This is a genomic window from Pallidibacillus pasinlerensis (assembly GCF_009996845.1).
GTDB lineage: Bacteria > Bacillota > Bacilli > Bacillales > Caldibacillaceae > Pallidibacillus > Pallidibacillus pasinlerensis.
Map to the genome: position 1 here is coordinate 1 of NZ_JAACYS010000061.1, position 20,463 is coordinate 20,463.

Annotated in this window: 22 protein-coding genes, 1 pseudogene and 1 CRISPR repeat array; of the genes and pseudogenes, 6 read left to right on the forward strand and 17 right to left on the reverse strand. The window is 36.7% G+C overall.

The annotated features are described in order from the left end of the window. Positions 1-16: 16 nt before the first annotated feature. From GW534_RS12085 to GW534_RS12100, 4 genes are all read right to left on the reverse strand, one after another. Positions 17-1,075, reverse strand: coding sequence for an LLM class flavin-dependent oxidoreductase (locus GW534_RS12085; protein WP_161921277.1), 1,059 nt, complete (start codon positions 1,073-1,075; stop codon positions 17-19). Between the two features lie 168 nt (positions 1,076-1,243). Then, complete coding sequence (locus tag GW534_RS16145; RefSeq protein ID WP_161921278.1) at positions 1,244-1,555, reverse strand: DUF3892 domain-containing protein; 312 nt, start codon at positions 1,553-1,555, stop codon at positions 1,244-1,246. Between the two features lie 18 nt (positions 1,556-1,573). After that, positions 1,574-1,753, reverse strand: coding sequence for a hypothetical protein (locus GW534_RS12095; protein WP_161921279.1), 180 nt, complete (start codon positions 1,751-1,753; stop codon positions 1,574-1,576). Positions 1,754-1,777: 24 nt separating this feature from the next. Next, entirely contained in the window at positions 1,778-1,993 is a 216-nt protein-coding gene (locus GW534_RS12100) for a gamma-type small acid-soluble spore protein (RefSeq protein ID WP_161921280.1), read from the reverse strand. Positions 1,994-2,121: 128 nt separating this feature from the next. Here GW534_RS12100 and GW534_RS16940 point away from each other — a divergent pair, with 128 nt between their 5' ends. After that, on the forward strand, positions 2,122-2,256 hold the full coding sequence (locus tag GW534_RS16940; RefSeq protein ID WP_407670473.1) for a DUF7010 family protein: 135 nt from the start codon (positions 2,122-2,124) through the stop codon (positions 2,254-2,256). A 154-nt stretch (positions 2,257-2,410) separates the two neighbouring features. Here GW534_RS16940 and GW534_RS12105 read toward each other — a convergent pair whose 3' ends face one another. The 4 genes from GW534_RS12105 to GW534_RS12120 all read right to left on the reverse strand — a co-directional run bounded on the left by GW534_RS12105 (position 2,411) and on the right by GW534_RS12120 (position 6,809). Further along, positions 2,411-3,442 carry a threonine aldolase family protein gene (locus GW534_RS12105; protein ID WP_161921281.1) on the reverse strand — a complete coding sequence of 344 codons (1,032 nt, stop codon included), beginning with the start codon at positions 3,440-3,442 and terminating at the stop codon, positions 2,411-2,413. Between the two features lie 88 nt (positions 3,443-3,530). Next, positions 3,531-4,133, reverse strand: a complete 603-nt coding sequence (locus GW534_RS12110) for a response regulator transcription factor (protein WP_161921282.1) — start codon at positions 4,131-4,133, stop codon at positions 3,531-3,533. Positions 4,134-4,149: 16 nt separating this feature from the next. Continuing rightward, entirely contained in the window at positions 4,150-5,259 is a 1,110-nt protein-coding gene (locus GW534_RS12115) for a sensor histidine kinase (RefSeq protein ID WP_161921283.1), read from the reverse strand. A gap of 491 nt (positions 5,260-5,750) precedes the next feature. Beyond that, positions 5,751-6,809: a fatty acid desaturase gene (locus GW534_RS12120; RefSeq protein WP_161921284.1), complete on the reverse strand. Its 1,059-nt coding sequence runs from the start codon at positions 6,807-6,809 to the stop codon at positions 5,751-5,753. Positions 6,810-7,298: 489 nt separating this feature from the next. Between GW534_RS12120 and GW534_RS16820 the strand changes: the two genes are divergently transcribed. The 3 genes from GW534_RS16820 (at position 7,299) to GW534_RS12130 (ending at position 9,852) form a co-directional block, all read left to right on the forward strand. Beyond that, a complete protein-coding gene (locus tag GW534_RS16820; RefSeq protein ID WP_312854666.1) occupies positions 7,299-7,733 on the forward strand; it encodes a DMT family transporter in 435 nt (144 codons plus the stop codon). A gap of 20 nt (positions 7,734-7,753) precedes the next feature. Continuing rightward, entirely contained in the window at positions 7,754-7,894 is a 141-nt protein-coding gene (locus GW534_RS16510) for a hypothetical protein (RefSeq protein ID WP_246204116.1), read from the forward strand. Between the two features lie 575 nt (positions 7,895-8,469). Further along, positions 8,470-9,852: a glycine--tRNA ligase gene (locus tag GW534_RS12130; RefSeq protein ID WP_161921285.1), complete on the forward strand. Its 1,383-nt coding sequence runs from the start codon at positions 8,470-8,472 to the stop codon at positions 9,850-9,852. A gap of 877 nt (positions 9,853-10,729) precedes the next feature. Here the strand turns inward: GW534_RS12130 and GW534_RS12135 are convergent. The 6 genes and pseudogenes from GW534_RS12135 to GW534_RS12160 form a co-directional block, all read right to left on the reverse strand. Beyond that, complete coding sequence (locus tag GW534_RS12135) at positions 10,730-10,879, reverse strand: hypothetical protein (protein ID WP_161921286.1); 150 nt, start codon at positions 10,877-10,879, stop codon at positions 10,730-10,732. 151 nt (positions 10,880-11,030) lie between these two features. Further along, positions 11,031-11,435 carry a hypothetical protein gene (locus tag GW534_RS12140; RefSeq protein ID WP_161921295.1) on the reverse strand — a complete coding sequence of 135 codons (405 nt, stop codon included), beginning with the start codon at positions 11,433-11,435 and terminating at the stop codon, positions 11,031-11,033. 223 nt (positions 11,436-11,658) lie between these two features. Next, positions 11,659-13,308 carry a thiamine pyrophosphate-binding protein gene (locus GW534_RS12145; RefSeq protein ID WP_161921287.1) on the reverse strand — a complete coding sequence of 550 codons (1,650 nt, stop codon included), beginning with the start codon at positions 13,306-13,308 and terminating at the stop codon, positions 11,659-11,661. A gap of 10 nt (positions 13,309-13,318) precedes the next feature. Further along, positions 13,319-14,491, reverse strand: coding sequence for an LL-diaminopimelate aminotransferase (locus GW534_RS12150; protein ID WP_161921288.1), 1,173 nt, complete (start codon positions 14,489-14,491; stop codon positions 13,319-13,321). Between the two features lie 154 nt (positions 14,492-14,645). Then, positions 14,646-14,933, reverse strand: a pseudogene (locus GW534_RS12155) (helicase-related protein); the annotation flags it as partial. After that, positions 14,915-15,157: an SNF2 helicase associated domain-containing protein gene (locus GW534_RS12160; protein WP_161921289.1), complete on the reverse strand. Its 243-nt coding sequence runs from the start codon at positions 15,155-15,157 to the stop codon at positions 14,915-14,917. The pseudogene GW534_RS12155 and the gene GW534_RS12160, both read right to left, overlap by 19 nt. A gap of 260 nt (positions 15,158-15,417) precedes the next feature. On the opposite strand from GW534_RS12160, the gene GW534_RS12165 reads away from it, so the two are divergent. Both GW534_RS12165 and GW534_RS12170 read left to right on the forward strand, forming a co-directional pair. Then, positions 15,418-15,759: a hypothetical protein gene (locus GW534_RS12165; protein ID WP_161921290.1), complete on the forward strand. Its 342-nt coding sequence runs from the start codon at positions 15,418-15,420 to the stop codon at positions 15,757-15,759. A gap of 88 nt (positions 15,760-15,847) precedes the next feature. Continuing rightward, entirely contained in the window at positions 15,848-15,994 is a 147-nt protein-coding gene (locus GW534_RS12170; RefSeq protein WP_161921291.1) for a hypothetical protein, read from the forward strand. Between the two features lie 219 nt (positions 15,995-16,213). Then, a CRISPR array of direct repeats spans positions 16,214-18,775; the repeat unit is 32 nt; unit sequence ATTTCAATCCACGCACCCATGTAGAGTGCGAC. A gap of 171 nt (positions 18,776-18,946) precedes the next feature. Here the strand turns inward: GW534_RS12170 and cas2 are convergent. The 3 genes from cas2 to GW534_RS12185 form a co-directional block, all read right to left on the reverse strand. Beyond that, positions 18,947-19,237 carry a CRISPR-associated endonuclease Cas2 gene (gene cas2 / locus GW534_RS12175; protein ID WP_161921292.1) on the reverse strand — a complete coding sequence of 97 codons (291 nt, stop codon included), beginning with the start codon at positions 19,235-19,237 and terminating at the stop codon, positions 18,947-18,949. 9 nt (positions 19,238-19,246) lie between these two features. Continuing rightward, entirely contained in the window at positions 19,247-20,275 is a 1,029-nt protein-coding gene (cas1c, locus tag GW534_RS12180; protein WP_161921293.1) for a type I-C CRISPR-associated endonuclease Cas1c, read from the reverse strand. Continuing rightward, positions 20,272-20,463: Dna2/Cas4 domain-containing protein (locus GW534_RS12185; protein ID WP_161921294.1), on the reverse strand; the 192-nt coding region annotated here is incomplete at its 5' end. The genes GW534_RS12185 and cas1c, both read right to left, overlap by 4 nt.

A 20,463-nucleotide genomic window follows, 5' to 3' on the forward strand; every position in this document is an offset into this window, starting at 1 on the left:
TTTAAATTGTAATATTTTATTGTTTACCCTCTTCTTTTTCCCAACGCTCAATTTCAGCACGAACTCTTGGTGCAACTTCTTTTCCTAACAATTCAATGGAACGCATTACATCTTCATGAGGCATTGAACCGACCGGAACATGAAGCATGAACCGTTCAATACCAACATTTTTACGGAGGAAAATAATTTTTTCAGCTACCGTTTCCGGATCACCACAGTATAGTGCTCCTTCTAAGCTACGGGCATGATCAAAGGTTTCCTTCGTATACGGCGCCCAACCACGTTCTCTTCCTAAAACATTCATCGCATATTGCGTTGGTGGGAAAAATTTCTCAACGGCTTCTTCTGTCGTATCTGCGACAAAACCATGGGAGTGGGAAGCAACTGTTAATTTTGACACATCATGGCCGGATTCCTTTGCTGCCTGCTTATATAATTGAACAAGAAGAGCAAAATGTAAAGGACTTCCACCTATTATAGCTAATACTAAAGGTAGACCGCGAATACCTGCTTTTGCTACTGATTGTGGCGTACCACCACTAGCAATCCAAATTGGAAGTTTACCTTTTTCCGGTCTTGGATATACACCACGATTTTGAATTGCAGGACGATGTTTTCCTTGCCAATTCACAATCTCGTTCTCGTTAATTTGTAAAAGAAGTTCTAACTTTTCATCGAACAATTCATTATAGTCTTTTAAATCATAACCAAATAGCGGAAACGATTCAATGAACGAACCTCTTCCAGCCATAATCTCAGCTCGACCGTTAGAAATCGCATCAATTGTAGCAAAGTCTTGATAAACACGGACCGGATCATCAGAAGATAAAACAGTAACCGCACTTGTCAATTGGATACGTTTTGTTTTTGATGCTGCCGCTGCTAAAATAATTGCCGGTGCTGAAGCTGCATAATCTTTTCGGTGATGCTCTCCTACCCCAAATACATCTAAGCCAACTTCATCAGCTAAAACAATTTCTTCAACAACTTCACGAATTCGTTCAGCATGACTAATTGTTTTTCCTGTTTTCACATCTGGAGTCGTTTCAACAAAAGTCGTAACACCAATTTCCATATTTATTCCTCCAAACATTAACCAATTATTTCTATTTCGTTTTATACGATATCGAACAATCTACCTATAAGTCAATACATTCAATCTGTCTTTTTTAACATAATCTAAATACTTACAAAATAGGAAAGGGACTGACTTTTTTCGACAGTCCCTGCACATAACTTGTATTTAAAACTCTGGCAAATTATCTAAATTATTATCTTTAATTCCATCTGGTTCACTGCGAATAATCTCCCGGCCATATTTATGAAAAACATCGATATTTGCTAATTTCCCCGCTTTCGCCTCATCCAAGGCTGTTATGTAGTCTAATTCTCGACCCGTATTCGTTTTAAAGGCAATCAAATCCCCATCATCATTTTTTCGAACAGCAACAATTTCTTCTTTACCGTATTCAACATATTGATTGGTTTGAAAATTTCCCGCTTGACTTTGCGCTTTATATTGTTCATAAATAGCTTCAAAATCCTTTTCTGTCACGTTTTTCACCCCAAAACGTTAATCTTCAATTAAATATTCATGTCCTTGTAGTGAAATAATTTTATTCCGTTCGCTGGTATGGGAAAGTTCTTCCGTATAAACCGGAACTTGTATATCCGCTTGCGCATATCGTTCTACAAGCTCCTCTAAGTCTTCTTCTTGATTATGCTGGTTGTCCTTATTTCGTTCATCTTGCATTTTCGTCCTCCTAATGTAGTAAGACTATTTAAATTCGTATTCACTTGCAAACTTTCTTCGCATCGCTGTAATATCTGTATTACTAAAAATCCTCGTCCCACGCCCACCGTTTGCCATTGCTAGCCAAAACTTCGCTTCATTGTAAGACATGCCAAAATTCATATTTAGTGCTTTCACTTCTTCAATATTTGTTCCTGCAACTGTAAATGAATTATTTACATGTTGTTTTTCATCTTTCATATGAAACACCTCAATCTTAGATTGTGCAATTCCAATCATTTTAATCGTAATATTCTAAGTTATAATTGAGATGATTTATTTGCAATGTGAAATTATCCTTTTCATCAGAATAGTATGTTATCGTATGTATATGGATACCAGAGGATGCAGTTCTTTATTTTGACATTATAAAAGGAGTCCACTTTTTCCCTTACGGATGGTTTTATATTACGAAAGCATATTACGTCATGGCACCGGTAATGTCAGTCACAATCTTTTTTTAGGATTGTACCTTAAAGGGGAGAAATTATGGTTAATTCCGTTAGCGATTGTATGCCTTTTACTCTTACTAATTTTTTGACTTTTTCTTGATTATAAAAAGAAAACTAAATTTGCATCATAAAAAAACTTCCATAAAAATGGAAGTCTTTTTTCGCCCTATTTTTGCACCAATTTTGTTACATCTGTAATAAGCTGTTCCACCGCTTCTTCCTTCGTCGCCCAAGAGGTAACAAAACGGATGACCGTACGATTTTTATCAACTTTTTCCCATATTTCAAAGGCGTAATTTTTTTGCAACTCGGCAACTTGTTCATTTGTAAAAATAGGGAAAATTTGATTAGTTGGTGATTCGGCTAAAAACGGTACATTGATTTCCTTCAAACCTTCAGCTAATTTTTCCGCCATTTGGTTTGCATGTTCCGCCAATTGAAAGAAAAGATTGTCCTTAAACAACTCAACAAACTGAATTCCGAGCAGTCTTCCTTTTGCTAAAAGTGCACCCTTTTGCTTAATAAAATAACGAAAATCACTTTTTAATGTATCATTACAAATGACTAGCGCTTCACCAATTAAAGCGCCATTTTTCGTACCACCAATGTAAAAAGCATCAAACAAATCAGGTAGATTAGTTAATTTTAAGTCATTTTCCTTAGAACACAAGGCAGAGCCTATACGTGCACCGTCCATATAAAAAATTAAATCATTCTCCTTACAAAATTCACTTAAACTAACGAGTTCGTCTTTTTTATAAATTGTCCCTAATTCAGTGGAATTGGATATGTAAACAAGCTTTGGTTTTACCATATGTTCATCCGTGTGAATATCTAAAATTTCTTGAATCAATTCTGGTGTTAGCTTTCCATCCTTTGTACTCACCGTTAACACTTTATGACCGGTTGCTTCTATAGCTCCAGTTTCATGGACGTTAATATGACCACTGTCTGCCGAAATCACTGCTTCATGTGGTCGCAAAAAAGAAGAACTGGCGATTAAATTTGTTTGCGTTCCGCCTGGAATTAAGTGCACATCCACATTTTGCCTTCCAATATGACTTTTTATAAGTTCAATCGCCTTTTGTGTAAATTGGTCTTCCCCATAACCGGATTCTTGAACCAAGTTTGTTTCAACTAATGCTTGTAATATATTTGGATGGGCACCTTCACTATAATCATTTTTAAAACTATACATCGTGTTTCCCCCAAATTTTTTCTCTAATTATAGCATGTATAGATTGATCTTTACGCGATTGTTGACTTATTAAATTAAGCAAATACCTTTATTTAAACCAACCCTTTTCGCGAAATCGTTTAATTGCTTCAATTCGATTCGTTACTTGAAGTTTATCAAGAATCGTTGAAACATAGTTACGAACAGTACCAGTAGTAATAAACAATTCTTTCGCAATTTCTTTTGTTGTTTTCCCTTCAGCAATGAGTTTAATCACTTGTTCTTCCCGTTCTGTTAACGGATTCGGTTCTTCATCATATGCCTTTTCAATTAATTCAGGATCATATACTTTTCGCCCATCCATAATTAAACGTATAGAACGCACCAATTCTTCACTCGGACTATCTTTTAACAAATATCCATTTACCTTCGCCTTCGTTGCTCGTTCAAAATAACCGACGCGAGCAAAGGTTGTTAAAATAATTACTTTACATGGATGATCCTTTAACTTTTCCGCTGCATCCAATCCGCTCATCACTGGCATTTCAATATCCATAATACAAACATCAGGACTTTTTTCATAAACAAGTTGTAATACCTCTTCACCATTTTTAGCCATTCCGACAACTTCCATATCCTCTTCTAAATCGAGCAATGCTCCGAGTGCACCGAGTAACATCCCTTGATCTTCGGCCAAAACAATCCGTATCATCATTCTCCCCCTCTAATTAGTGAACAATTGGGACAATAAAACTTAGTGTCGTTCCGTTATTTGTATCAATTTGGAGATGACCGTTTACAAATTCCAATCGCTCCTGCATTCCCCTAATACCATTCCCATCACTTAGTCTCAAATTATCTCCAATTCCAACCCCATTATCTTTAACACTTATTTTCACTTCACCCTTTACCTGCTCAATAATAATCTCACAGTGAGTTGCTTGACTATGTTTCACTATATTTGTAATTGCCTCTTTTAAACACATACTCAATACATGTTCTGTAAAAATAGGTACTTCTTGCAATTCTGGATTTCCAATAACTTTATATTCAATTTCCGCTACCTCTAACATATGCTTAATGCGGACGATTTCCTCTTTTACTCGTGTTCTTTTCATCATCGATACAAGATCACGTACTTCATTTAAAGCTGTTTTCGCTGTTAAATTTATATCTCGTATTTCTTTTTTTGCTCGGTCTAGATCTTTGGCAACAATTTTTTCTGCTAAATCACTTTTTAATCGAATTAAGGAAAGCTTTTGTCCAAGGGTATCATGTAAATCGCGAGCAATCCGTTCCCGTTCTTGGATAATCACGAGTTGAGCAATTTTTTTATTCGCATCTGCCAATTGATGTTCTAGTTGCATTCGTTTATTTCGGTTGTACATGGAAATTGGTAGTAATATCACACCAACGACAGTAATGATGATAAACGGTAATTGGGTTAAAAAGATTTCCGTTTGAATAAAAAATCCAAATAAAACGGATGTAATTGTTGTTACTAAGTGAACAACATATAAAGAGATAAAACCTGCTTTATTTTGCACATTACCGATAAAAAAGGCTAAAAAGAGTGAAAAATAAACATAGCCGAAATATAAAGTCATCCCGACATTAATAACCATTTCGATGGCAATGGACACATAAACGGTCCAGCCCTTTTTAATAAAATTCAGTTGAAATGCCGCAAAAAACAATAATATGGCGATAATACCGAAAACAATTTCAATTGGTGTAGAATTTATAATAATAAAATAGAATGGCAAAAGACAAAATACGACCCAAATAAATATACTTAAACCCGTATTTTTCGGTATTAACTGATATCCAATTTGCATGCAATCTCCTCGTTCCCAGGTTACTTTCCGTAAAGTATAAAAAAATTTTCATTGGCTAGCAAGTATAATCTAAAATGTTGAACTTTTGTTGTTCAGACTGCCTATGATTGCCTTTTCTTACATACGTGGCAAAGCTTTCGCTTAGTGTATGAGCGATTTTAAGAGTATTGTGAGCGACTCGCCCATTTTTTTGAGCGATTTGTGCTAATTAATGAGCGAATTTTTCAGTCTATGAGCGAATCGAGATTTTAAGAGCGATTTTTTACTATATATGAGCGAATTTAAATGTCTATTGAGCGATTTTCTTAAATAACATTACTTAAAAAGCCATTATGATCGATTATCCAACTGCTATGAGCGATTCCCCACCCTTTATGAGCGATTTTCCAACCAAAATGAACGAATCGATTGCTAAATTATAAAAGGACTCCATTAGTCAAAAAACAACTAACATGAAGCCCCCTTATATACGTATACGATATTTGTCTATATTATTTTTTCTGTAAATTTGTTTGCATAGTACCTAGTTGATATTTTTCCTGTCTTTCTCGCTCCATTGCTTTAAATTCTTTAAAACTAACAAAGTTTTTCATCTCCGGATCATATAAACGGAAACGAATCGATTTAAAGCTTTCCGCAATTGTAATCGTCGTTGCCTTTTGTAATGGTGGTGTTGATTCATGGGCATCTTCTAAATAATAATTTGGAATTTTAGGTGCTAAATGATGGACATGGTGGTAGCCGATATTTCCAGTAATCCACTCTAAGATTTTCGGTAACTTATAATAAGAACTACCTTCTACCGCTGCTTTCACATAATCCCATTCATCTTCATGTTCAAAATATGAATCTTCGAACGTATGTTGAATGTAAAATAGCCAAATACCAACACAGGCTGCTAAATACATTATTGGAAATTGTACAGCTAAAAACGCTTGCCACCCAATGGCCCAAATGAGTAAAGCATAAATTGCGACAATAGAAACATTAATGAGATACGTGTTAAACCGTTCTCGTTTCGGCGCCCCTTTTCGATTAAAGCGATTCGAGCCAAGAAGCAGGAAGAGTGGCCCTAATCCGAATAAAATAAATGGATTCCGGTATAAACGATACCCGCGTCGAAGCCAGAAACCAGCCTCCCTATACTCTTCCACCGTCATAATCCAAATATCGCCGTCTCCTCTTTTATCTAAGTTGCCACTTGTTGCATGATGGAGTGCGTGACTTCGTTTCCATTTTTCAAAGGGAAAATGGGTAATGATTCCTGCAATTGTACCGACAATCCGATTCGCTTTTCCACTTTTAAAAAATGACATATGGGCACAGTCATGAAAAATGATAAATATCCGCACAACAAAACCAGCGGCAACAACAGAAAATACAAGACTTAACCAAATTGATACTGACAAGCTCTTATAGGCAAGAAACCATAACAATAAAAATGGAATAAATGAGTTAATGATTTGAATGACACTTGTTCTCGTTTTAGTTTTCGCAAATGGAGCGACACTTTTTCGCAATTGAATTTGTTTTTGCTTATCTTTATTCATCGCGATCCTCCCCAAAATTTCTCGTTTATTATTATTAACAATAGAAAAGATTTCCGTGTATGGGTAGACATAAACGTCAGGGGGAGGATATGACGAATGTCATATAGCTAAGAAAAATCATACATTGTCCATGGGTAATTACTATGCTAGTATAGTTTAGTCGTAAATTTGTTACAGAAAGGAAAGTCATCTATGCTAAAAGCGTACATGCTACTAAGTCTTTACGTTATCGTATGGGGAAGTAATTTTATTTTTGGAAAAATGTTAGTTCAAGCCTTCTCACCACGGTACTAACGATGCTAAGACTTTTATTTATTGTTCTTTTTTAGTTTGCTTTTATGAAAAAACAGTTTAAACGTGTAAATAATTCTGATTTATTGGCGATTATATTCCTAGGAGTTGTTGGTGTTTTTATAAACCAATGGTCCTTTTTTAAAGGTACAAACCGCGGACTCAACTACATCTGCCTTAATAATCGCAACTGCACCAATTTTAACCGGTTTTTTGGCAGCATTATTTTTAAAAGAAAAATTAACATTGAAAACTTTAATTGGCTCCCTTGTCGCCATCATTGGTATTTACTTTATTGTCATAGCTGGAAAGTCAGAGTGTCTCCATTTTGATAAAGGGCTATTGTGGATTGTTGTCACAATGATTACCTTTTCGATTATGATTATTATGACGAGGTCGTTATCACAAAAAATTGACCCGTTGATAATTACACTTTATACGAATATCGTAGGTTTTGCCGTTTCTGTTCCCTTTGCCTTCATTTTAGACAGTCCTTTACAAGTTAGTTCAAAACCGTCAGACTGGCTATTTTTAATTATTACTGCGGTAATTGTCCATGGTATGGCAAACCTATTATGGATTCAAAATATCTGCTATGTCGATGCAGCTAAAGCTTCATTTTATCAAATCTAGAACCTTTTGTTGCAATGGTTATGGGCTTTGTTTTACTTTCAAAACCTATTACAATGATTGAAATCATCGGATCAGTTTTCATTGTAGGCGGTGTTGTTTTTTCAACATACCAAAAGAAAAGAGCAATTGAGGCAACTATTGAACATGCTAAAGCTGGCTAATTAATATTTTAGTGGGAAAGCATATATAAAATGTTTTAGTAAAAAATTGACAATTTTCTACGTATCGGCTATGATTTGTGGTGTATAAAACTTATATTATTTTAAACAAATGGTTATAGTAAGGAAAATAAATATATTGCGTTGATGGAAAGTAGTACTTAGACCGCTCTATAAAAGCGAACCTAGGATGGTGCGAGCTAGGGTATAGGGCACTAAGGAAGGCGTTCCGGAGCAATTTCTACTTAAGTGGCTACATTTGTAGCAAATAGGGTGGAACCGCGGGTTAACTCTCGTCCCTATGCATTCATAAGCATAGGGTCGGGAGTTTTTTATTTGCTTATAAATATTAAGGTTTGTTGTTTGTAAAATATTATTACTAACAGCACATCTTAAATTAACTAATTTCGTTGATTGAAGCGAAAGGTAACGACTCCAGCGGGACTAACGTGAGTCTTGAGACCCTGCAGACGAGCTTACGAGGCGAGGAGGCTCAAGCCACGCCCGCGGAAAGCGTCCACCTGTAGCTGAAATCAATATGTTTTATAAAAAAATTTAAAATAAAGGAGTCGTTAAAAATGACAGTATCAATGGAACAAATTGTTTCTCATGCGAAGCATAGAGGATTTATTTTCCCTGGATCTGAAATTTACGGTGGTTTAGCAAATACATGGGATTATGGTCCACTAGGTGTTGAATTCAAAAATAACATTAAAAAAGCTTGGTGGAAAAAATTCGTTCAAGAATCTCCATATAACGTTGGTTTAGATGCAGCTATTTTAATGAACCCACGTACTTGGGAAGCATCTGGTCACTTAAGCAACTTCAACGACCCGATGATTGACTGTAAAAACTGTAAAGCGCGCCATCGTGCTGACAAATTAATTGAAGAAGCTCTTCAAGAAAAAAACATTGAATTAATCGTTGACGGTCTTCCTTTTGAAAAAATGGAAGAACTAATTAAAGAACATAATATTGCATGTCCTGATTGTGGTAGCCATGACTTTACAAATATTCGTCAATTTAACTTAATGTTCAAAACGTTCCAAGGTGTAACTGAAACAAGTGCAAACGAAATCTTTTTACGTCCAGAAACTGCGCAAGGTATTTTCGTAAACTTTAAAAACGTACAACGCACTATGCGTAAAAAGTTACCATTTGGTATTGCACAAATTGGTAAAAGTTTCCGTAACGAAATTACACCAGGTAACTTCACATTCCGCACTCGTGAATTCGAACAAATGGAACTTGAGTTCTTCTGTAAACCAGGTGAAGAATTAAAATGGTTTGAATACTGGAAAGAATACTCAGAAAACTTCCTTCTATCATTAGGTTTAACAAAAGAAAATTTACGTTTACGTGACCATGAGGAAGAAGAATTATCTCACTACAGTAACGGAACTACTGATATTGAATATAAATTCCCATTCGGTTGGGGTGAGCTTTGGGGTATTGCATCAAGAACAGATTATGACTTAAAACAACATATGGAATTTTCTGGTGAAGACTTCCATTACCATGATCCAGAAACAAATGAAAAATTTATTCCATATTGTATTGAGCCATCCCTTGGTGCAGACCGTGTTGCGCTTGCATTCTTAGTAGATGCATATGAAGAAGAAGAGTTAGAAGACGGTACATCACGTACAGTCATGCGCTTCCATCCAGCAATTGCACCATTTAAAGCAGCGATTTTACCATTATCGAAAAAGCTGTCTGAACAAGCTCGTGAAGTTTATGCAGAACTTGCAAAACACTTTAATGTAGACTATGACGAAACTGGTTCCATCGGTAAACGTTACCGACGTCATGACGAAATCGGTACACCATACTGCATTACATTCGACTTTGATTCATTAGAAGATAAGATGGTAACGATTCGTGATCGCGACACAATGGAACAAACACGTTTACCGATTGCTGATGTAGTTAGCTTCCTACAAGAAAAAGTTAACTTTTAAGACATTATAAAAGGCAAGTGGAGATATGCTATCTCCGCTTGCCTTTCTTATTTTGTAATGAACTGTATTTTGGTTGTAATACCGCTCATATCGTATTCATCTTGAGTTCCTTCGCACTTTTCAATATCTTGTTATCTGAGTTTCTGTTTATTACACGATTCCATTAACACTTCTTTGGTTACGTGGGTTCGGGTTCTGTCTATAGAGTTCTTTTATCAACACATTTTCGATTTTGCAAGCTTAGTTTCTGTTCATAGAACGGTTCTATTTACACTTCTTCGATTATACATCGTCAGTTTCTGCTTATAGAACAATTCTACTAACACTTCCTTGAACACGTATCCTTAATTTCTGCATATAGAACGCCTCTACTAACACTTCCTTGAACACTCATCTTCACTTTCTGCTCATAGAACGCCTCTACTAACACTTCCTCGAACACACATCTTCACTTTCTGCTTATAGAACCGCTCTACTAACACTTCCTTGAACACACATCTTCACTTTCTGCTCATAGAACGCCTCTACTAACACTTCCTTGAACACACATCTTCACTTTCTGCTCATAGAACGCCTCTACTAACACTTCCTTAAACAAGCATCCTCATTTTCTGTCCATAGAACACCTCTACTAACACTTCCTTGAACACTCATCTTCACTTTCTGCTCATAGAACGCCTCTACTAACACTTCCTTGAACACTCATCTTCACTTTCTGCTCATAGAACGCCTCTACTAACACTTCCTCGAACACTCATCTTCACTTTCTGCTCATAGAACGCCTCTACTAACACTTCCTTGAACACTCATCTTCACTTTCTGCTCATAACACAATTCTATCAACACTTCTTTAAACCTAAGCATTCACTTTCTACATTTAAGCCTTCTCTTCTTGCTTTCCTCCCTCATTTGTTGGATCCAATCCCATTTTCGGATTTACATAACTCCCCCTTATTTCATTATTCATTAAATAAGTTGCCCAATCGAGATTATTATTCATCGGAACAATAAGTTTTTTATCTTTCAAAAGTAATCACCTCATATTTTTTCATTATTTTTCCCTATTTTGCTTAAAATATGTATTTTCAAATAAAAAATCCTCCAAAAATTCTTGGAAGATTTTTTATGATATAAAGATAAGCTGTACAATTTAGATCCGTTCTCGAAATCACTAATTTTTAAACACAAGTAAACGATTGAACTTGTCGTAAATCAATTCCGAAATACACCCATCTCCAACCGGTCCAGCGCCATCCTGCTACAGAACGTCTACCTAGGAAGATAGGATAGAACCAGAACTGTTGACGGTTATTCAACCAAACATACGTGTAACGGAATAAACAGCCGCGCATACTGCCAGGATCAACCGCGAATAAACTTACTTGTTGCTGCTGTGGAACAAAGGAAGGTGGTGGTCCGGACGGTGGTCCTCCCTGTCCCCCTGGCCCTCCTGTTGGCGGTCCTGATGGTGGCCCGAATTGTGGTCCAAAACCAGGAGGTCCTCCCCCCGGAGGTCCTTGAGGCGGTCCAAAAATTCCCAGAAATAAATTCGGGATATTAATTTGTCGTTCATCGTAGCTCATATTATTTTGATATGGTGTTGTCGGATAAACTTCATTTGTATGACCTGATGTATTTTGATATCCACCAAAGTCATAATAATGAGGATAGTTTTGATACAAAGTAGTTCACTCCAATCCGAAATATTCATCATATCTTATTCAATAGACACTCGCCTATCAACTTGTACTTTAAAAATAGGCGTTTGCCCATCCTATTGAAGGAATAAATTTACCTTGCCTACCTTCATTTATTACTTATTTGTTCAATTGTCGATGTTACGGAAATTTGCTCCGGATTTGTTAAAATTTCAATTACCGAAATTTTATCTCCTTGAAGGGCAAGTTTTAAAGCTTTGGAAAATTGTTCAGGCGTTTCAACAACATAACCATTAGCGCCCATATGAATAGCGAGATCTTTAAATGAAACTGGACCTAGATCAGTACCAATTACCCGCTCTGGATAATGGATTTCTTGATGCATGCGAATTGTGCCATACATTTGATTATTAAAAACTAAGGCGATGATTGGGATTTTATAACGGACAGCCGTTTCAATTTCTTGAATCGTCATCATAAAACCACCATCACCTGATAATGAAACAACTGTTTTGTCTGGGTATGCTAACTTTGCTCCAAGGGCAGCTGGCATCCCATATCCCATTGCTCCAGATGTCGGACCGATATAAGTATGCTTTTCACGGAATCGATAATATCGATGAAGCCAACCCGCAAAGTTCCCAGCGTCGTTCGTTAATAATACATTTTTCGGTAATTTTTCTTGCAAAATCGAGATAATGTGCCGATTTAAATCGGATGCTATGTTCACATCAAGTTTGCTAGAATTCTCATACGCGGTTCTCCGAGTTTTAACCCATTTCCCCCAACTAGGTGTAAACTCGAAATGAATTAATAACCGGAGAGCCTCTTTCAAATCAGCGACAATCCCTAATTCAGGTGGGAAAACTTTCCCAATCGTTTCAAAGTCAATATCAATATGAATTAATTTTTTCTCTATAGGAATAATGGAATAATCTTGTGTCGTAACTTCAGATAGTCTCGTTCCTAACGCGATGATTAGATCGGATTGTCGAACCGTATCTAAAATGTCTTTCGGTGTTCCTAAACCTAAGTGACCGACATATTGTGGATGGTGATTTGGAAAAACATCGTGGCGTCTAAACGATGCGAGGACTGGAAGGTTATTTTTTTCTGCAAAAGATAGTAATAAATCCTCTGCCTCAGCTTGTTTTACACCACCTCCTGCAATAATAAGAGGTTTTTTTGCTTGTGAGAGCAAGGTAACAAATTGAGTGATTTCATTTTTAGAAGGTGCTGGTTTCGGAATATTTATGTGAGGACCAAATTGTATATTTATTTTTTCTGGAAGAACATCTTCAGGAAGTGAAACGACTACCGGCCCCGGTCTACCTGATTGGGCAATACGGAAGGCTCTTGTTACAAGTTCAACCGTTCGTTCGGGATCATGAATTTCAACGGTCCATTTTGCGATATGCTTAAAATACTCGTCTAAATCGATTTCTTGAAAACCTTCTCTCCCTCTAAATTTCGTGCTCACTTGACCTAAAAACACTACAAGTGGAGTCGAATCTTGATAGGCTGTATGGATGCCAATCCCTAAATTATTCCCACCCACACCCCTCGTAGCCATAACAACACCGGGCTTTAGGGATGCTTTTGCATAGCCTTCAGCCATAAATGCCGCTCCGCCTTCATGACGACAAGAAATTAATTCAATCGAATCTTCATCATATAAAGCATCTAATAACGGTAAATAGCTTTCACCAGGTACACAGAAAACCTTTGTAATTCCTTCACGCTTCATACATTCAACGATTGCTTGAGCGGATGTGCCTTGTTTCCTACTCTTGTTCATCACGTCCCTCCTAATACTGTAATTTTTTTAACCTTTTTACCGCTTCATCAATTCTCTCCTCAGCAATGGATAACGAAATTCGGATAAAACCTTCTCCACCTTTACCAAAGGCAATTCCCGGAGTCACAATTATTCCTGCCTTTTCCAAGAGTAAATTAGCAAATTGTAATGATGTATATTGTTCAGGTATTTTTACCCATAAAAAAATTGTCCCCCGTGGCTTTTCTAATTCAAACCCCATTTCTTTTAAAGATGTATAAAACTTCTCCATTCGAGCTTGAAGTATCAGATTATTCTTTTTTACTGTTGAATGATCACTTGTTAAGGCTGCTGCCGCTGCCTTTTGAATTGCTAAAAATTGACTCGTTTCAATATTGCTTTTTAATGTCAGTAAAGTCTTAATTACTTCTTTGTTTCCAACAACATAACCAATCCGCCAACCTGTCATATTATAACTTTTCGATAAAGAACCGAACTCCACAGCAATATCTTTGGCACCTGGTACTTGCAAAACACTAGGCGACTGATAAACGTTAAACGTAATAAGATCATAGGCAGCATCGTGGGCAAGAAAAATATTATTTTCTTTTGCAACGGAAACAGCTTTTTTAAATATATCTAATTCAACCGTTGCAGCCGTTGGATTACTTGGGTAGTTCAAAAACATTAATTTCGCTTCTCTTTTATCATCCGTATCCAAAGAATCAAATTTTGGTGTAAATCCTTTTTTAGCATCTAAATGGAGCGATACGCTTTTTCCACCTGCTAAATGAACCCCTGTTTGATAAACTGGATAGCCAGGGTCAGGGATAATCACTTTATCTCCAGGATTAATCATCGCTTGAATGAGATGAACAATCCCTTCTTTAGAACCAATTAAAGCCAATACTTCTGTATCTGGATCCAATTCCACTCCATACCTACGTTGGTAAAATACACTTACGGCTTGCCGAAATTCGAAACACCCATTATAACTAGAATAACGGTGATTTTCAGGCTTTTTTGCTTCTTCCGCTAATACTTTGGAAACGAAAGCCGGTGTCGGTAAATCTGGGGCACCAATACCAAGGTCAATCACATCAACGCCTTTATTCTCGAGTTCTCGCTTCTTTCTTGCAAAATCAGAAAAAATATACGGCGGTAAGGTTTTGATTCGTTCTGAAACCCATTGCGTCGTATCCACTAGGTCATGCCTCCTTATTTTTCTAACTACTACCTATTTATATTAAAAAGCTAAATATAATAAAACTACGTTTATTTTTCAGTGCGCATACTCAAAAAATTTTACACAACAAAAAACTCCCACTTCAAACTCATGTGAAGTGAGAGCATATTTTCTATCTATTAATCATTAGAATTTCGCGAATATCTTCTTCTGTTAAAGTTGATTGCCCTAATCCATTTGGCTCGATTATATCCGTTATTAAGTCTTTCTTTTTCCGCTGCAAGTCATTTATTTTTTCTTCAATTGTACCTCGTGCAATCATTTTAATTACTTTGACCGTTTCTGTTTGTCCAATTCGATGGGCACGGTCAATCGCTTGATCTTCAACAGCTGTATTCCACCATAAGTCATATAAAATTACGGTATCTGCACCCGTTAAATTTAAGCCCGTTCTACCTGCAAATTAGCTAAAATTTCTCTTACCGCTTTTTCCGCGATTCCATCCATCTCAAACTTAAACTCTAACCAATTCGTCCGTTCCTTGTTCATTTTTATCCGGATTTTCGGTTGGACGTTACGGATAACCAGATTCCGTACCCCTGTCGTCGCATATACTTGTGCGAATTTTTGAAGTCGGGGTAACCAATGCACTAAAAATTCATACTCCAATTCTTCATTTTGCATGAACAATTTGATCCTGACGAATCGGTATTGAGTTTATTCCTCTACTCCATGAACGACAGCCCTACAATAATCATCTGTATTTTCAATAATTATCACTCGAATGATTATTTTTCCTTATTCTAACATGATTTATAGCATAACGAATAGAAATTCACCTTTCCACTTATTAAAAAATGACACAAATATGTTAGAAAACTTATTAACACAACATGTTAAAATATGAACTGATAGATAAATAATTAACGAGGGAGAGATATTTCGTGAGAAAGCTATTCACACTTATATTATGTTTAACGTTATTAATGCTAGTTTGTCCTGTTTTAGTCGCTTTTGCTCAAACAAATGGACTAGATAACTCTTTTAATAACAATCTTCAGGATGAAGTTACAATTATTGCAAGTAATGATATTGAAACTAACGACCATGAGGAAACTACCGTTTCACACGATTCTCATGATTCCCACTCAGCACACGGTGAATACCACGGTCATGGTGGGGAATCAAAAAACGCTATTTATATAAGTGTCTTATCTGTACTCGGAATCTTTGTGTTAATAGGTTTAGCTTATTTAGCTTTAAGAAAATCAATGAAAGAAAGTTAATATTGTCTTACAACTTTTATGATTATTTTCCCACCAAAAGTCAAACAATAACTAGTAGAACGAAATTAAGACGAAAGGTGGAAAATAGGTGAAAGAACGGAAAAGAAATGAACTAGACAAACAACAAGATTTTCAAGAAGAAGGAAAACCATCTTTAGAAGAAAGAATAAATTCGGCTTTACTTTACACTCCAGAAATTATTACTTGGATGGATTATACGCAGTCGAGAGAATAATACCTTTCTTCTTTAGTTAATACCTAAAAAAATTCGCACCTCCTATTATTTATTGGAGGTGCATTTTTTATACCATCTTAAAATACTAAATAGTGTTTCTTGAATAATTATCCGGTATTATAATAATCCTCTAAATATCAAGTCAAGGCTATTAGATTCATACAATCCTCCTTATAGAGTGCGACTTTTCAATCATTTAATGACATGATAAGCCGATTCATTTCAATCCACGCACCCATGTAGAGTGCGACTGTCCCTGTCACAAGGAACCTTAACGGCTGTTTGATTTCAATCCACGCACCCATGTAGAGTGCGACGTTATCAATTTGAATTTATGCCAAAGAGTGAAATCATTTCAATCCACGCACCCATGTAGAGTGCGACGGTAGATGTCAAAGTGTTGGCATATCAAGGTTTGATTTCAATCCACGCACCCATGTAGAGTGCGACTTACTTGCAACTAATCACCATAATTGGGAAGTTTATTTCAATCCACGCACCCATGTAGAGTGCGACGATTATGTTCCTGTTTTATATCGTTCGGCGGTAAAGATTTCAATCCACGCACCCATGTAGAGTGCGACATGCAGCAAGCATTGACCCTGCCGACATAACAGATATTTCAATCCACGCACCCATGTAGAGTGCGACATAGGGGAACTGGAACTGAGAATAAACCGATATATATTTCAATCCACGCACCCATGTAGAGTGCGACGCCACACAGCATATGACAACAAACAAGGCCCAGCGATTTCAATCCACGCACCCATGTAGAGTGCGACTTTACATTACCAACAACCCAAGTTAATGGTTTATATTTCAATCCACGCACCCATGTAGAGTGCGACTAAAACAGAATATAATTATGCTTTATATTTAATTATTTCAATCCACGCACCCATGTAGAGTGCGACATTATGCGAGCATCGTTTAGGATATGACTATTTAATTTCAATCCACGCACCCATGTAGAGTGCGACAAAAGATCAGCCAAACTTTAAAGATAAGCTAGAAATTTCAATCCACGCACCCATGTAGAGTGCGACAAGAATAACCTCAAGCGAATATAGTAATTTACATATTTCAATCCACGCACCCATGTAGAGTGCGACAAGAAATGAGGGCAAAAGTACGAAAGGTAATGAATATTTCAATCCACGCACCCATGTAGAGTGCGACTAAGATTTAATTATAAAATAGTATTATGTAGTAATATTTCAATCCACGCACCCATGTAGAGTGCGACTTAACTCTTATGATCCGTTAATATTATCTAAAGTTATTTCAATCCACGCACCCATGTAGAGTGCGACATTAAGAAAACAGATTGAAAAGGCCTTGGAGGGAATTTCAATCCACGCACCCATGTAGAGTGCGACGATTACGCAAAGAGTTATTAGACAGACCTTTAGAAATTTCAATCCACGCACCCATGTAGAGTGCGACTTTCGATTGATACGTGGTTAAGATCTACACGGTATTTCAATCCACGCACCCATGTAGAGTGCGACTCAATCGCCTGTGCGCCCATATCATCACCCCTAAAATTTCAATCCACGCACCCATGTAGAGTGCGACCGTGGTCAATATAGCGGTAAACGTTTTGAGAAAGATTTCAATCCACGCACCCATGTAGAGTGCGACTGAGTGGGGAGTATAAAACATCATGGCGAAAGAAAAATTTCAATCCACGCACCCATGTAGAGTGCGACGAAGGAGGCGAGGTGATATGTCAAACGTACAACTTATTTCAATCCACGCACCCATGTAGAGTGCGACTTGGAGCAACATGGGTGCAAGTAAATACGAATTTATTTCAATCCACGCACCCATGTAGAGTGCGACCTTGTAACGATTGTAATTCATCCCTTACATCTTTATTTCAATCCACGCACCCATGTAGAGTGCGACGTTTGGACCAATCTTCTCTTATCTCCACAACGTGGTATTTCAATCCACGCACCCATGTAGAGTGCGACTTGGTGTGTTTGCAAATGCAGGTATGACAAGCCGTATTTCAATCCACGCACCCATGTAGAGTGCGACGAAAGACTAGATGAAGTTGTGGTCGGTCAGTTTAATTTCAATCCACGCACCCATGTAGAGTGCGACCTTTAATTTTAGGTGCTGCATTCATACCAAAGGGATTTCAATCCACGCACCCATGTAGAGTGCGACTAATAAATGATATGCAGTCCATTCTGGATGAGTTATTTCAATCCACGCACCCATGTAGAGTGCGACGCGAACAGCCGTCATTCGATGTCCTGGAAGAATACAATTTCAATCCACGCACCCATGTAGAGTGCGACAGCTGAATTGAAGAGAAGCCAGGGCGCCGTTAAAAATTTCAATCCACGCACCCATGTAGAGTGCGACTTTGTGGCCACAGATTTATTTACTGGACCAGGGTATTTCAATCCACGCACCCATGTAGAGTGCGACGACTGGACACGCTTTTAATTGATACATTAGGCGCTATTTCAATCCACGCACCCATGTAGAGTGCGACCTTCAATGCGACAAAAGCCTATCAGAAAGCCTATATTTCAATCCACGCACCCATGTAGAGTGCGACAGGCTCACCTTTACGTCAAAAAGGGAAAATCGCTATTTCAATCCACGCACCCATGTAGAGTGCGACAGCATGGACAAGTAAATAAATTAGAAAGACTGATTATTTCAATCCACGCACCCATGTAGAGTGCGACACAGTCGGTTCTAGTAAAGATTTTAGCGTAAGCGTATTTCAATCCACGCACCCATGTAGAGTGCGACAGCGATTTTTGCCCAAAAAAGGAGTTTTTCTCAATAATTTGAGCAAAATTTTCGCTATTTTCCTAATTAAAACATTAGAAACAAGGTAATTTTCAAAAAGTTTTATTGTATTTTATGCTAACTTAGGTGCGAATACCCTTGGAATATTATGTGAACTTGACATTCGCACCTCTAAATAATTAGTGGGCCTTCTAAATCAATAGATTCTTTAACTCCAATATGTGTAACTTTTGATTTATAGTTGTTACCTAGTTTATAGATACGTAAACTGTCCTTTGTTTCATCAATTGCTTCAGCTAATTCATATTTTAATTGTGTTAATTGAGTAGAATCTACAATACATTCAAACACAGAATTCTGAACTCTTTGACCATAATTTTGACATATTTTCGAAACCTTCCGTAGCCTCTTTTGTCCAGCACTGGAAACTGTACTAACATCATAAGTAATTAATACTAGCAATTAATTCACCTACTTCCAAAGAAATGGCGGATATTCATCTAAATCTCCTCGTAAATATCTTGCTAATAATAAACTTTGTGCATATGGTACTAATCCCCATTGAATTTTTTCACCTAGATATGGATGAGTAATTTTCTCAGTTTTTTTATTTTGCCATGCTGCTAAAAATTTCTTTCTTGAATCATCTGTCATCAAAATTACACCATTTTCTTTCTTAACAAAATCGTCCTTTTTAAATATTCTTTTATTAATTAATGTCAGTACAAATTTATCTGCATAAATACCTCTTAATTCTTCCATTAAATCAAGCGCCAATGAAATTCGACCAGGTCGATCTCGATGCATAAATCCAACATATGCATCGAGTCCAACTGATTCTAATGCAGCTGCAGTATCATTCGCTAATAATGTATATGCAAATGATAACATTGCGTTCACATTGTCCAAAGGAGGTCTGCGAGAACGAGAATGAAAGTAAAAGTCTTCCTTTTGTTGCAATATCATTTGATTAAATACTTTGTAATAGCTGTTTGCCGCTTGTCCTTCTAAGCCTCTCAATCGTTCTAAATCATCACAAACTCTTATCTCCTTTATAATTTCTGATAGATGTCCCGAAATTTCTTTGAACTTTTCTATATCTATCCGCATTGGATAATCTCTTGTTGCCCTTTCCAACATCCACTTTTGATTAAAAACTTTTCCAATTATAAAGTTCCTTGCAATTTTCGTAGACTCTTTTTCATCATCTGATTTACGGTATTGTGTTTTTCTCAAAATTACATTACCTCTACTTTTCCCTATTACTCTAGCACGAAATCTACCGCTAGAACTTAAGAAAGTAATCGAGATATTTTTATCAACACAATATCCCATAAGCGCCGGGCTAGCTCCAGTATGTCCAAAGGTTATAATAGATTCTAAATTGTGCAGAGGTATCCGTTTTTTCACATCATCTTGTAATATAACAATATTATCTCCATCTAAAGACAAGTAAGTATCAGGCTGTGTTACAAACAATGTATTTAAAAGCTTTCTCATTCCCCTATCATCCTTTCAATATAGCTTTTAACGGAACGCTTTTTCAACATATTCGGTAGGCAAATATGTTGCAGGGAACAACTTTTGCAAAACTTACCTGTCTTTACTTTTGGGGTATATCTTCTTACATAATAATCGTACATTTCAGTTATTACTTTTTTTACTTTATCTCTATATTCTACAGTTAT